A 13,674-nucleotide genomic window follows, 5' to 3' on the forward strand; every position below is an offset into this window, starting at 1 on the left:
GGTGAGGGTATGTTTTTGTAGTCAAGTGTCCAGGTCGACATGTATTTTTATCAACTTTTCTGAGGTCTTTAGGTAATCGTGAGAGTGAATGGTCGATCGACATGGACAAGTGTTAAAAACATTTTCATTTTTGTAGAAAAAGAGAAGGTGGATAGTGCTTTGTTTGGTGTTACTTGTCTTCTCAGTGGATTCTTCTGTTCAGGCGTGGGTGATAGTTGTGATTCTGGTGGCAGTAGGGGTGGATTTGGTGGTGGATTCTTTACGATTCACAGGGGGTTCGAGGCAAAGTGGGGCCGTGGTTCCACGCGAGGATGGCGGGAGCTTCGCGGTGGTAGCCCAGAACGCTAACTGAGCCTGCGTCGAGGGTGAGGGCTGATCCAAAGCGGGGGGCCATGCGTAGGAAGACGGCTGTGAGGATGCGTAGGAAGTGCCCGTGGGCTATGAGGGCGACGTCTCCGCGTGTCATAGCTGGTAGAGCGCGTGTGAGGACGCGGGATGCGCGGGCTGCGACTTCTTCGACAGTTTCTCCGGGGGTCTCGCCACGGATGACGCCGTGAGTGAAGGCAGTCCAGTTGTAGCCGAGTTCTTCACGGATGGATTCGGTGGTGCGGCCTTCGTAGCCGCCGTAGTCCCACTCGACCATGAGGTCTTCTATTTCTGGGATTAGCCCGGCCAGTTCGGCGGTGCGTCGGGCGCGTTGGAGGGGTGAGGAGAGAACGAGAGTGAAGTTGTAGTCCTTGACGAGGGTGCCTGCGCGTCGGGCGAGTTCTTCGCCGTGGTGGGTGAGGGGGATATCGGTGAGTCCGGTGTGTCGTCCGAGTTTGGACCAGGAAGTTTCGCCATGGCGGATGATGACGAGTTTTCCGGGTGGATTGTTGGGTGCGGGGGTGTTGGGTAGGGGGGTGGTCACGTTTTCACAGTATGTCGCGTGGAAAGAGGGTGGTTGTGGAGTGAATCGGTGTATGTCGCTTGGGTGGGGGAGTGGGTGGCTGGTGGTGCTGATTTTGTGATGGGTGTTGGTGTGGGTGTGCAACGTGGTGATTATGTACGTCGTTTGTTCTTGATGGTGTAGCTAGCTGGGTGTTTTCGTTGGATTGGCGGGTGTGTGGTGTTGTCTGATTGGCGTTCGTTGTATGCGGTGCAGTGGGCGCGGACTGTTCCTGATGTGGTGGGGACAGAGTTTCCCTATGCGTCGTCGCATATGTCTGCCGAACGGGGTGATTGTGATGTGACTCCGCATGTGTTGCATCCAGCTTTTTATGGGGCTTTGGATTGGCATTCGTCGTGTCATATGCAGTGGTCTGCGTTGCGGTTGTTGACGTTGGTGGATTTGCCGCAGGCTGAGCGGGCGGGGTTGGTGAAGCTCTTGGATGAGCGCTTGACACCGGAGAATGTCGCAGTTGAGGTCGCGTATTTGCGGGAGCATCCGTGGTTTGAGCGGCCGTATGGGTGGGGATGGGCGGCGATGTTGGTGGCTGCTGCGTTTGAGGCGCAGAGCGCGGGGGTCCCTGGGGCAGGGGAGTGGGCTAGGGCGAGTAGGCCGTTGTTGGATGTTGTGTTTGAGCTGGTGAGGCAGTGGCTGCCACGGTTGTTGTATCCGGTGCGTTCGGGTGAGCACGCGAATGTGGCTTTCGGGATGGGGTTAGTGCTGGATGCGTTGGATGTGATGTCGGCATGCGGGGTAGTTCGCAGCGATCGAGGGTTGCGGTCGTTGGTGGTGGAGCGTGGGCGTGCGTGGTTTGGGCAGGATCGGGATTATCCGGTGGCGTGGGAGCCTGGCGGTTCTGATTTTTTGTCGCCTGCATTGACGGAGGCGGATTTAATGCGCCGAATTCTTCCGGAGGGTGAGTTTGTTGGGTGGTTGGCTGATTTTCTTCCGGGGTTGGGACAGGAGGGATGTTCGTTATTGAAGGTGCCGCAGGTGTCCGATCCTGCCGATGGCAAGGGCGCCCATTTGTATGGGTTGGTGTTGTCTCGGGCAGCAGTGTTGCGGCGGTTGGGGCCGTATGTGGGGAATGAGGTTGAGCGGCGTATTCGTGTGGTGACCGCTGAGCAGGTTGCTTCGGTGCAGGAGGCGATTGTGGCTGGCGATTTCATGGCAACGCACTGGTTGGTCTCGTTCGCGCTGTTGGCTGTGACTGCGTGAGTGCCGTCTGCTCTCTGCTGATAGTGATGCTGTAAGCGAATGAAAAAACCCGAGATCATGGGATGTGATCTCGGGTTTGCTTGTGGCCAGGGGCGGGGTCGAACCGCCGACCTTCCGATTTTCAGTCGGACGCTCGTACCAACTGAGCTACCTGGCCGCAGGAACATTTTCCTGTCAGTTCTTGCCATACAGAGTGGCTGGTACAGAATCGCTCCCTTGAATCAAGAGATCAAGAGAGCGATTGCCAAAAGAACTGGCGACCCCGACCGGGCTCGAACCGGCGACCTCCGCCGTGACAGGGCGGCGCGCTAACCAACTGCGCTACGGGGCCTAGAATGCATTGAACTCTCTTCTGAGAGAAGACTTCTCATCAGTAAGTTCTTTGCTGTGTTGCTCTGAGCGACTGGTTTATCTAAGCACATTGTGTGCGCTTCGTGCCAATCAGCTCTTCTGCGCATCCCCAACGGGATTTGAACCCGTGTTGCCGCCGTGAAAGGGCGGAGTCCTAGGCCGCTAGACGATGGGGACCCTTTCCTTACGGTCTCTACCAGCTTTTTATCTCTGATGCAGCGAACTGCATCGGATTAAATTCCGGTTGACCCCGCGAGGACATGAAGAAGCATATGTGACAAACAGGCCAAGCGGCAAAACGGCGGCATCTGTGCTGGTCATCACCCTAAAAGCCGGCCCTGGCCAGTGGGCCTGCGTGCTCTTTGCTCCACAAGCCACCCCGAGCAATGGTGAGCCACCCCTGCTGCAACCCAGGGTGAAGAGCCCCACTATCTGCTGGCACAATCGAAAAGACCCGCGCACGCGGGAACCTCGACAGGGCGAAAAGGTGGTGACGGGATGCGCGGGCACCCCCGCAAGCGGTACACACCGTGCACCCCCAGGAGGACATGTGGTTAGCCTCTGGCGGCGACAAGGACGATGGCTCGCCTCTCCGGTCCGTCTTGTCCCCATAGCGTTCATCCTTTTTATGGCCCTTGGCGCAGCACTGCTGGCTTTACCGATCTCTCATCCCGGCGAAGTTGACTACCTCGCCTCGGCCTTTACGGCAGTCTCCGCCACCTGCATCACCGGCCTGACTGTTGTTGACACAGCGACCTACTGGACCCCCTTCGGTAAAGCAGTCATCATCGTCCTTACTCAACTTGGCGGATTCGGCATCATGTCTGCCGCCACACTGTTCGCCCTAGCCGTCAATGGTCGTCTAGACCTGACTGGCACCCTCGTCGCCCAAACAGAAAAACAAACCCGCACCCTCGGTGAAGTGCGCCGCGTCATCACCCGCATCGCCGCTGTCATGCTCACTCTCGAGGTCCTCGCCGGCGTCATCCTCACCATCCGGCTGCTTATCCGCGGGGAACCCTTCAGCGGCGCTGTGCTCCATGGCTTCTTCTACTCCGCCATGGGATTCACTAACGCAGGATTCACCCCCGACGCTGGGTTGGTGAATTACGTCGGTGACCCCTGGATTATGTGGCCGCTGTTCCTGCTTATTATCCTTGGCAGCCTTGGCTACCCCGTTCTATTCGAGCTGCAAACCAAATGGCGGCGTCCCCACCACTGGAGCGTCCATATGCGGCTGACCTTCTGGGGATTCCTTTTCCTCATGGTTGTTGGCGTGGGGTATTTCGCGCTTTTCGAATGGAATAACCCCGGCACTCTGGGTCCACTTAATGTGATGGGAAAAATCAATGGTGCCCTCGCCGGAGGAATCATGCCCCGCTCCGCAGGATTCAGCGCTGTTGACTATGCCCAAATCACTGACGAGTCCACCGTCGCAACCATCGTCCTGATGTTCATCGGTGGAGGGTCTGCAGGAACCTCCGGCGGCCTGAAAGTATCCACCTTCTTCCTCCTGGCTTTCGTGATCCTCGCCGAAATCCGCGGCGAACACGATGTCACCGTCGGGCACCGCAGCGTTTCGAATGCCACCATCCGACAGGCCCTGGCAATCGCGCTCCTATCAGTTGGCGTCGTTACTGCAAGCGCCGTCGTCCTCGTTTCACTCACTGAACTTCCACTCATCGCCGTACTCTTCGACGTGGTATCAGCATTCGCTACCTGTGGACTATCCCTAGGCATCACCCCTGACCTACCCCCAGGGGGGCAGGTGCTCCTGATGGTGTTGATGTTCATCGGACGTGTCGGCACCGTCACCGTTGCCTCCGCTTTGGCGCTGCGCACCAGACAGCGCCACTACCACCTACCCAACGAAGCGCCCATCGTCGGCTGACGCACACGGCATAACATCAACCCAAGGAGAACCACATGTGGCCTCGCCGAATGGCACGCGAACCTGAATCCATCCTCGTCGTCGGTCTGGGGCGTTTCGGATCCTCAGTAGCCCAAAGCTTGGTCAAGATGGAAAAAGAAGTCATGGCCATTGATTCCGATGCTGACCTAGTCCAACGATTCGCTGGCGAATTCACCCACGTAGTTCAAGCCGACGCCACCGACAGTGAAGCCCTCAACCAACTCGGCGTCAGCAGCTTTGACCGAGCCGTTGTTGCCATCGGAACCGACATCGAAGCCAGCGTCCTAACCGTCCTGTCTCTGTCCGAGATTGGCGTAGAAGAGATCTGGGCAAAAGCAGTCACCGATAAACACGGCAGCATCCTCGAACGCGTTGGCGCCCACCACGTCGTCTACCCCGAACGTGACATGGGCAAACGCGTTGCCCATCAAATCGTCGGATCGCTCTCGGACTACCTCGAATTCGAGGGATACGCGCTCGCTCGCACCACTGCGCCTGCGATTTTGTGGGGAGTGCCCTTCTCACGCTCAGATATCCGTTCGCGCTACCGCATCACCATTGTTGGCATCAAACGCGAAGGAGAATCCTTCACCTACGCCGAGTCCGAAACGATCGCCCACCGCGGCGACGAACTCATCATTTCTGGCAGCGTCAAAGCAGTAGAAAAATTCTCTGCCCTGCCACACGATGATCCTGAAGATTCACGAAGCTGAAACCTCAACAGCGTCTAGCTCATCCTCAGGCGTACAGGAGAGAATGAGCGCATGCGCCTCATCCTCATCCGCCACGGACAGACCAGTTCCAACATCGACATGCTGTTGGATACCGCAGAGCCCGGAGCAGATCTGACCGACTTGGGGATAGAGCAAGCAAAAGCCATCCCCGCAGCCCTTGCTGAGGTCAACATCGACCTCATCGTTACCTCCACCCTCGTGCGCACTCAGCAAACAGCGGCACCACTAGCCGCCCAACGCAACCTCACGCCATGGATCCGCGAGGGAGTGCGCGAAATCTCTGCTGGAGATCTCGAAATGCGAGGCGACTTGGAGGCACTGGAGAGCTATCACGGGATGCTCATTAGCTGGAAAGACGACTTCACAACCAGCAAAGTCAACGGTGAAACCGGACAAAATGTGGCGGATCGTTACAACCAGGTTCTAGAGGAGATTTATCAGCACGTGGGTGAAGACGGAACGGCTGTTGTCTTCTCGCACGGCGCGGTCATACGTGGATGGACTGCCATGTTCGTCTGCGGAGTCGAATTCGACTACGTCGTAAAAAACTCACTTGCCAACACAGCTGCGGTCGACATCGTCGGCAAGCCAGGGCATTGGAGCCTCGCGCACTGGGGAGACCACCCTCTAGGCGTCAGTGATCCGCTCCCCGCTATGCCGATCTACGAAAATGAGTAGAAGTAAAGAAAGGGCAGTCGAGGCCAAGCGGTCCTATCAACACGTACCCACTGCGCTAGTTCACGCACAGCGAAAAATGCTGTGGGGCAAAGGTTTACGTCCTAAATGGGGTGCTTCTTGGCCCACATCTTCGATGTGAAGTAACCAAAACAGATGCCTATGGGTGCCATGTAACACAGGACAAGTGGGCTCCAATGCACACCAGCTACGCGCTCAAGAGCGCAGCTTTACCTCCAGCAGGGACATGACACTTCCGGCTAAAAATGCGCCATACGCTGACGAAAGATGCCGGGCATATTTTTCTTTGCCCCGCCACTTCAAGCGCTGCTTAGTCCGTAGCGCACTACAGAGAGAGAAAAATTCCACAAAAACTGCGCGCTTAATACACGACATAGGGGGGCTGCGTCCACCCCATTCTCGGAAGACGTTCAGCGGGACTTTCGGATACATACGGTCTTTGTGCGGATACTAGTTTCATTATGACCAGTGACCCCAAGCGCACATCCGAGGAACAGTCCCTAGTGGGCCGCGGCGGAACCGAGGCGTTGTCGTCGCCGAACACGGCAACGGCAGCCGTGCGCCGTCGCCGTGCCTACACGCTCATCTGGTTAACCCAGTTCGCGCCGGGAAGCGCCCAGCTTGTAGGCGGCAACAAACGACTGGGGCGGTTCGTCATACGCCTACTCATCCTGTTCGTGCTCGCCGCCGCAGTCATCATCGGTCTGTTCTTCTACAACCGAGCCTTCGTTATCAACACCTTCGCGCGGCCACCCGTATTGTGGGGACTCGCAGCGGTCGTACTAGCCTGCGCCGTCGGCTGGGCATGGCTGTTCATCGACGCCGTCCGCCTCAGCCGCCCAGGTACTCTCCCCAAGCGAACTCGCCTCGGCGTCTCACTTTTGGCCGCGATGCTTATGGTCATCTCCTGCGGCACACTCACCTGGAGCGCCAACGTCATCCGCGTTGGTGCCTCTGCTGTTTCTGGAATGTTTGGCACAGGAATGGCCGCTAAGCCAGTACAAGGCCGTTACAACATTCTTCTGCTCGGCGGTGACTCAGGCGCAAGTCGTGAAGGTCTACGCCCAGACACCATCATGCTCGCCAGTATTGACGCAGACAGTGGCCGCACTGCCATGTTCGGCTTCGCTCGCGACACCGAAAACATCAACTTCCGCCCCGGAACTACCATGAGCAGGCTCATGCCTCAAGGATGGAACTGCGGCGACAAATGCCTCCTCAACGGTCTCTACACCTGGGCCCACCAAAACGCCTCCAAATTCCCTGCAAACTCTGGAGACGTCGGTGTCCTAGCCACCAAAGAAGCCATCGAATCCCTCTCCGGTATCGACATTCAGTACTACGCACTCGTCGACCTCAAAGGATTCCAACGATTCATCGACGCCGTCGGCGGTATCGATGTTGACGTCCGTAAAGCAACCCCCATTGGCGGTGGGACCTCCCGCATTAAGGGTTACATCCAGCCAGGTCACCAGCACCTCGACGGATATCACGCCCTCTGGTACGCCCGCTCCCGCGAGGGTTCCAGCAACTACGAGCGCATGCAGCGCCAACAATGCGTCATGACCTCAATGCTCCACCAGCTCGACCCAGCAACGGTCATCACCAAATATCAAGAACTTGCTGGCGCCGCCGGAAGCACTCTCGGCACCGACATCCCCGCCTCTCAACTAGGCACCATGAGCGACCTGGCAATCAAAGCCCGCGACCAGAAAATGACTAGCGTCAACTTCACCCCGCCGATCATTAACCCCTGGAAATATGACCCCCAGGTGATCCGCAACAAAGTCGCGGAAGCTATCGCCAAGACTGAACGCGCTGGAGAATCCGCAAGCTCCTCTTCCCGAGCCAGCTCGACCTCTCGCGCATCAGCAAGCCATAGCCCTCACTCCACCAATGGCCTCAAAAACGACAACGTCATCTCTCCCCGCGGAGAAAACATCCCTGGTGCTCCCGGACAACAGCGAGCCACCGGTAGCAGCATGAGCAGTGCACACCCCACCCGCGGTTCTCGCTCCACCACAACCGCATCCCCCCGCCCCAGTGGCTCCAGCAGTGCCTCAACCGGCATGACCGAGGACCTTGCTGCTGTGTGTTCGGCAGGATGAGTTCGATGAGCAACCAAAACCCAACGCACTCAACGCCACCGGTCGACGCTCTAGGGCAATTCGCCTCTGAAGAGAGCTGGCCACCAGTCACCGTCATGATCCCGGTTCTCGACGAAGAAAACCACCTCGACGCTGCTGTACGACAAGTTCTCGCCCAGGATTACCCAGGCGAAGTGGAAGTCATCCTGGCAGTCGGCCCCAGCAAAGACCGCACCGCTGAGGTTGCTGCCGCGCTCGCTGCTGCCGATGAACGCGTTACCGTCGTCGAGAACCCCTCAGGGCGCACCCCCGATGCACTCAACGCTGCCATCGCCGCTAGTCACCACCCCATCATCGTGCGCGTGGACGGACACGCCGAACTCTCCGAGGGCTACATTCGCCTGGCTGTTGCCGAACTGCTTCGCGTCGGTGCCGACAATGTTGGCGGCATCATGAATGCCCAAGGACGAACCACTTTCGAGAAAGCTGTCGCATGCGCCATGCGCAGCAAAATCGGTGTTGGCAACGCCCGTTTCCATGTCGGGGGAGAAGCTGGCCCAGCCGACACTGTCTACCTCGGTGTTTTCCGTCGCCGCGCTCTTGAAAAAGCAGGCGGATACGACCCCCACTTCACCCGCGCCCAAGACTGGGAACTCAACCACCGTATCCGCCAAGCAGGCGGAACAGTATGGTTCACCCCTGCCCTGTCTGTTACCTACCGCCCTAGGGGATCTTTCTCTGCCTTAGCTACCCAGTACCGCAACTACGGACGGTGGCGCAGAGTCGTGGCAGCCACACATGAAGGCACAATCAATCTGCGCTACTTGGCGCCTCCTGCCATGGTCCTAGGCACCGTCGCAGCCACTGTTTTAGGAACGGTATGGCATCCAGCCTGGATCGTTCCCGCTGGCTACCTCGCCGGAATCACAGCTGGAGCCCTCTCAACCAGCCGCGGTGAACCTCTAAAAGTGCGAGCCACTCTTCCTGCGGTTCTCGCCACTATGCACTGGTCTTGGGGAATTGGATTCATTACCAGCCCAAAGGAACTACGCGAAGTCTCTCCCACGCACAACGAAGAAGGCGCCACGGCGACTACGCTTGACCAACGGTGAAAAGTCTCATGATCGTGGCCACTGCGGTGGCCACTGACGCTCGCGTCCTCAAAGAAGCAACAACCCTCGTCGCAGCCGGCCACACCGTTCACATCATCGGAAAAAATGTGCCCGGCGACTTTGTGCCGCCTCCTGGCGTCACAATCTCCTCCGTCGGAGCCTCCTCCGTGCTCCGTAAACAAGGAGCCCAATCCCTCTCCGGCCGTAAACTCTCCCCCCCCATGGCCTTCGCTCGATGGGTCATGCTCCCCACGCACCGCAATTCCACCTTTGCCAGATTCGGTGAAGCCGCTGAACATATCGCGCACGAGCTGGTCATCAACGGTGATGGATTCGACGTAGTCCATGCCCACGACTTCACCTCACTGGAAGTTGGGGTCAGGATTGCCGCACACGCCGCTGTGCCACTGATCTATGACACCCACGAGTTCTGGTCAGGGCGCTCCCGCGAATACCGCCCCACACCGCTGCAAGATGCACATGAGCGACGCCTCGAAGGCGAACTCGCAGCGATGGCGGCAGCCGTAATCACCGTCGGAGATGGCGTCGCTGAGGCCCTGCGGCAGCAATACAAAGAAAACAACTGGCCACACATCACCACGGTCCGTAACTCCTTTCCCGCCCTGCCCGAAGACATCACCGCTTCCCTGCCCGATCTGCCCGAAAAACCTCATGGCATCATCTACGCAGGACGTATCGGCGCCCACCGCGAACTCGAAACTGCCGCCGCAGCAGCAACAACGCTGACTAATGAAGGAATAGATGTTCGTCTCATGGGGCCGGTGGACAACACCTGGCTCAACAGTCACGACACCGGAGCAGCCACCATCGTTGCTCCCACCCGCCCCGACGAAGTCGACGCGCACCTGCGAACATGCGGCCTGGTCCTGGTAGCTCTTGCCTCCGGCTGGAAAAACCATGAGCTTGCCCTGCCCAACAAACTTTTCCACGCCGTCCGTGCTGGAGTGCCCATGGTTGCCTCCGACATCGGTGAACTCGCCGCCGTCGTCCGCAAATACAACCTTGGTACCCTCTACACCCCCGGCAACTCAGACAGCCTTGTCCAGGCCACCCGAGAAGCCATTGCCAAATACTCCGACTTGTGCCAATCAGTACAAGCCGCACAACACGAACTCAGCTGGGAAAGTGACGGCGCAGCCCTCCTATCGGTGTACGACTCTCTCTCAGGAGCCACACCACCCCACCTCCCCCCGACAACGAAAACGCAACACACCACCGCGCGCGTAGTCCGGGAACCAATGGCCAGAGCAGTAAGAACATTGCGTGCACACACACGAGCAAGCACGCGGAAAGGTGAGTAGCCGGTGAGTTCTGACTCGGTCGAACAAGAGGCGGGTCGCGCCGTCACCAGAGCTGTCGACGGATCCATCATCCGCGCCGACGCGGTCCCGTACCACAAATACGAGCCGCATCGTGCAGGACTTCCCAACCTCAAGGTTTACTTCAAAGACCTCTGGGAAAGAAAAGAGTTCGCCGTCGCGAACTCCCGAGCAGGGATGCGCGCAGCAAACACCATGACTTTCTTCGGACAGGCATGGCTCGTCATCAACCCCCTTCTGCTTGCCCTGGTCTACTTCATGCTGGTCACCGTCCTGCAACGCAAGGGATACCAACCCAGCCTTCTAGCCCACATCACCGGTGGCATCTTTGTCTTTTACTACTTCCAAGGCGCAGTACTGCAGGGAGCTTCCTCTGTTACTGGAGCAGGAAAAATGGTGGTAAACACCTCTTTCCCGCGGCTTCTGCTGCCTATGACATCGGTACGCACCGCCCTCTTCCGATTCCTACCCACCATCCCCGTCTACTTCATCTTCCACATCACAGCCGGTAATCCCTTCACCTGGGCTACCTTCATCGTTGCCCCGATCTTCTTGGCCCTGCTCACCCTTTTCACTTTTGGGCTCGCAGCGCTTTTCTCCACCGCCCAGGTGTACTTCCGTGACACCAGCAGCTTCCTGCCATACATCATGCGAATTTGGCTGTACGTATCTCCCGTGCTGTGGACGGTGGATCTCATTGACCGTTACCCGGTCATGAAAGCTCTCATCCCCTTCAACCCCCTGTACTCCCTCATCGGTGGGTACAACCAGGTACTTCAAGAAGGCGTCGTTCCTTCGCTCGACCTGTGGCTCATGGCCATCGGGTGGAGCGTGGTATCTGTCGCCGCAGGTTCGTTCTTCTTCTTGTCGAGGGAGCGTGAGTTCGCTGTCCGTCTCTGATAACACCCCCGCAACACCGGGCCCTGGTACCGACGGAGGCGCCAAAATGACCGAGGAACAAAACAACCGCGAGGCACAAAAGCTCGCCGCACAGGAAAAAGCCCGCGCAGCATCTGCTGAGCGCGCAGCTTCCGAAGCTAAACCCGGTAGCAACAGCGAGGCACTTGTCGGTGGCGTTTTCTCTATGCGCTCAGGCAAAAGCGCCAAAACCGGTTCAATCCGCTATCGCGGTGAGAAAGAGCAACTGCGCGACAACACCGGCCGTACCGACCTGGCAGTCTCAGTGCAGCACTTGCACATCACTTACCGCACCACCTTCGAGCGAGTGCCAACGTTCAAAAACGCCATCGTCCGTGCCGGACGAGGCGAACGCGCAGTCATCGAAGTCAACGCGATCAACGACATCAGCTTCGATGTTCCCAACGGCACTGCCATAGGCATTATCGGCGCCAACGGAGCAGGGAAATCCACCCTCCTACGCGCCATCGCCGGCATCCTCCCACCCAACCACGGGCAAATTGAGGTGTGGGGTAGAGCCAGCACTCTCTTGGCCCTCGGCGTCGGATTCAACGGCATGCTCTCCGGGCGCGAAAACATCATCCTCGGTGGGCTTGCCTCAGGTCTGTCACGCGCGGAAGTAGAAGAACGGGCCGAAGAAGTTGCCGAATGGGCCGAACTGGGAGCATTCATTGATGCACCCATGCGCACGTACTCCTCTGGTATGTACTCCCGCCTAGCCTTCGCTGTGGCAGTGCACATGAAGCCCGATATCCTCATGATCGACGAGGCGCTATCTACCGGTGATGCCACCTTCCGCGCCAAAGCCAACGCGAAAATGGCTGAACTGCGTGCCTCCGCGCGAGCAATGTTCCTCGTTTCTCACGGTCTGTCTAGCATCAAAGAAATGTGCAATGACGCCATTTGGCTGCACAAGGGACGCATCATGATGCACGCCTCCCCAGAGGAATGCATCGATGCCTACACCGAATTCGTCAAGGTCGGAAAAACACCTGCCACCATGGACGAAATCTAACCTCGTGACCATCGAGCAGGGGGCGGATAGTACTAACAGGTTCGCTCCGCCCCCGCTCACCTGGTAAACGTGGACCATGCGTTCTTCCTACGACGTGTCCTTCGTGACAAGCGGTCACGATGTCGCTGATGCCCGCCTGCATCGTGAAGTGCAGGCCCTGGTGGCCCGCGGCATGTCCGTGGAAGTTCTCGGACTCGGTGACCCTGCAGACGGCCCCACCTGCGCGTCTGTGCGAACGTGGAAACGCCCGCACATCATCGCTCGAGCTCCACTGGCAGCCAGGATGGCCGCTTCAGCCGGTGGGCGTGTTCTGGTCACCCTCGACCCTGACTCAGCAGTCGCTGCAGGAACCATCGTCATGTCTTCCGGTCGAGTTCTTGTCGTCGATATTCATGAAGACTACGCAGCCCTCCTACGTGACCGGCCATGGGCAAACAAAGCAGCAGGATTACCCGGCATCATTGGAAACGGTGTCGTAGAAGCATTTACCACCATCGCCAAACGAGCCGCGCTAACTCTTGTCGCTGACGATCACGTACCTCCATTGGAGGCACGAAATCGACTCGTTCTGCGCAACGAGCCCGTGCCAGCTCTCCTGCCAGACCCCGCCGACCCCGACCCTAAACCCCGGGCTGTGTATATCGGTGATGTGCGCAGATCCCGAGGTTTATTCGCAATGATCGAGGCGCTACGTCTGGCTCCGGACTGGACTTTGGACATTGTCGGGCCAGTAGCGCCCGCCGATGCAGAAGAACTCACTGCTAGCTGCGATAGCGACAACCGCCTAGCTGAGAGAGTCCGCCTGCATGGACGCCGTCCGCCACACGCCGCATGGGAGATAGCGCGCGGAGCCTGGGCAGGTTTAGTACTTCTCGCTGAGACTCCTGCCTTCCAACAGGCACTGCCAAGTAAGCTCGGCGAATACCTTGCGTGCGGACTGCCAGTAATCAGCACCGACCTGCCGCGACAGCATGATGTTCTGGCCGACACGGAAGCCGGAATCCTCGTGCCGGTAGGAGAAGATGCTGCTGTCGGTGCCGCAGTTGCTGCCCACATGCAGAAATGGTCCGAGCTGCCAGAGATCCACGCCCGCGCTCGCGCCGCTGCGCTCACCGAGGCTACCCGCCTGCGATCTGCTCGCAGCGGCTACGACGACTTCGCCGACGCTATTAGTGAACTTCTTACAGTCCGCTGATAATTCATTTTCAAGCGGGAAGACGCGCGCGAATCACCCAGCCTGACGACGGGCCACAGCGCCCAAAACACGGCAGAATGAACCCCGGACGCCTCACACGCGCTTCCACCGCCGCCGCAGGCCCAACTCCACAGCACACGACAAAGCGCCCAACGAGAGGGAGGCCAC

General features: G+C 58.4%; 11 protein-coding genes and 3 tRNA genes. 10 read left to right on the forward strand and 4 right to left on the reverse strand.

The features are described from left to right. Positions 1-259 precede the first annotated feature (259 nt). Positions 260-910, reverse strand: coding sequence for a histidine phosphatase family protein (locus AC2T9U_RS02565; protein WP_493696556.1), 651 nt, complete (start codon positions 908-910; stop codon positions 260-262). A 198-nt stretch (positions 911-1,108) separates the two neighbouring features. Between AC2T9U_RS02565 and AC2T9U_RS02570 the strand changes: the two genes are divergently transcribed. Further along, positions 1,109-2,146, forward strand: coding sequence for a DUF2891 family protein (locus tag AC2T9U_RS02570; protein WP_493696557.1), 1,038 nt, complete (start codon positions 1,109-1,111; stop codon positions 2,144-2,146). Between the two features lie 83 nt (positions 2,147-2,229). On the opposite strand, the gene AC2T9U_RS02575 is transcribed toward AC2T9U_RS02570, so the two are convergent. The 3 genes from AC2T9U_RS02575 to AC2T9U_RS02585 all read right to left on the reverse strand — a co-directional run bounded on the left by AC2T9U_RS02575 (position 2,230) and on the right by AC2T9U_RS02585 (position 2,674). Continuing rightward, positions 2,230-2,303: transfer RNA gene (locus AC2T9U_RS02575), tRNA-Phe, on the reverse strand. A 97-nt stretch (positions 2,304-2,400) separates the two neighbouring features. Further along, a tRNA-Asp gene (locus AC2T9U_RS02580) sits at positions 2,401-2,477 on the reverse strand. Between the two features lie 124 nt (positions 2,478-2,601). Next, positions 2,602-2,674 (reverse strand) — tRNA-Glu (locus AC2T9U_RS02585). A 373-nt stretch (positions 2,675-3,047) separates the two neighbouring features. On the opposite strand from AC2T9U_RS02585, the gene AC2T9U_RS02590 reads away from it, so the two are divergent. The 9 genes from AC2T9U_RS02590 to AC2T9U_RS02630 all read left to right on the forward strand — a co-directional run bounded on the left by AC2T9U_RS02590 (position 3,048) and on the right by AC2T9U_RS02630 (position 13,506). After that, positions 3,048-4,388 carry a TrkH family potassium uptake protein gene (locus AC2T9U_RS02590; protein ID WP_493696558.1) on the forward strand — a complete coding sequence of 447 codons (1,341 nt, stop codon included), beginning with the start codon at positions 3,048-3,050 and terminating at the stop codon, positions 4,386-4,388. Between the two features lie 35 nt (positions 4,389-4,423). Beyond that, the gene (locus AC2T9U_RS02595) at positions 4,424-5,122 is read left to right on the forward strand and encodes a potassium channel family protein (protein ID WP_051277212.1); all 699 of its coding nucleotides are present in this window, start codon (positions 4,424-4,426) and stop codon (positions 5,120-5,122) included. Positions 5,123-5,173: 51 nt separating this feature from the next. Then, positions 5,174-5,821, forward strand: coding sequence for a histidine phosphatase family protein (locus AC2T9U_RS02600; RefSeq protein ID WP_115031164.1), 648 nt, complete (start codon positions 5,174-5,176; stop codon positions 5,819-5,821). 479 nt (positions 5,822-6,300) lie between these two features. After that, positions 6,301-7,947: an LCP family protein gene (locus AC2T9U_RS02605; protein ID WP_493696559.1), complete on the forward strand. Its 1,647-nt coding sequence runs from the start codon at positions 6,301-6,303 to the stop codon at positions 7,945-7,947. Positions 7,948-7,952: 5 nt separating this feature from the next. Beyond that, positions 7,953-9,038, forward strand: coding sequence for a glycosyltransferase family 2 protein (locus tag AC2T9U_RS02610; RefSeq protein ID WP_115031162.1), 1,086 nt, complete (start codon positions 7,953-7,955; stop codon positions 9,036-9,038). 8 nt (positions 9,039-9,046) lie between these two features. After that, entirely contained in the window at positions 9,047-10,360 is a 1,314-nt protein-coding gene (locus AC2T9U_RS02615; RefSeq protein ID WP_493696560.1) for a glycosyltransferase, read from the forward strand. 3 nt (positions 10,361-10,363) lie between these two features. Then, positions 10,364-11,278, forward strand: coding sequence for an ABC transporter permease (locus AC2T9U_RS02620; RefSeq protein ID WP_231935394.1), 915 nt, complete (start codon positions 10,364-10,366; stop codon positions 11,276-11,278). Positions 11,279-11,324: 46 nt separating this feature from the next. Then, positions 11,325-12,311 carry an ABC transporter ATP-binding protein gene (locus AC2T9U_RS02625; protein WP_197697054.1) on the forward strand — a complete coding sequence of 329 codons (987 nt, stop codon included), beginning with the start codon at positions 11,325-11,327 and terminating at the stop codon, positions 12,309-12,311. 76 nt (positions 12,312-12,387) lie between these two features. Next, a complete protein-coding gene (locus tag AC2T9U_RS02630) occupies positions 12,388-13,506 on the forward strand; it encodes a glycosyltransferase (RefSeq protein ID WP_493696561.1) in 1,119 nt (372 codons plus the stop codon). Positions 13,507-13,674: the final 168 nt, after the last annotated feature.

It is taken from the genome of Dermatophilus sp. B7861-1 (assembly GCF_058996045.1).

Bases quoted from the DNA above. Each gene is read 5' to 3' on its own strand.
- AC2T9U_RS02615 (WP_493696560.1), top strand. From the start codon at position 9,047: ATGATCGTGGCCACTGCGGTGGCCACTGACGCTCGCGTCCTCAAAGAA.
- AC2T9U_RS02605 (WP_493696559.1), top strand. From the start codon at position 6,301: ATGACCAGTGACCCCAAGCGCACATCCGAGGAACAGTCCCTAGTGGGC.
- AC2T9U_RS02595 (WP_051277212.1), top strand. From the start codon at position 4,424: ATGTGGCCTCGCCGAATGGCACGCGAACCTGAATCCATCCTCGTCGTC.
- AC2T9U_RS02625 (WP_197697054.1), top strand. From the start codon at position 11,325: ATGACCGAGGAACAAAACAACCGCGAGGCACAAAAGCTCGCCGCACAG.
- AC2T9U_RS02600 (WP_115031164.1), top strand. From the start codon at position 5,174: ATGCGCCTCATCCTCATCCGCCACGGACAGACCAGTTCCAACATCGAC.
- AC2T9U_RS02610 (WP_115031162.1), top strand. From the start codon at position 7,953: ATGAGCAACCAAAACCCAACGCACTCAACGCCACCGGTCGACGCTCTA.
- AC2T9U_RS02630 (WP_493696561.1), top strand. From the start codon at position 12,388: ATGCGTTCTTCCTACGACGTGTCCTTCGTGACAAGCGGTCACGATGTC.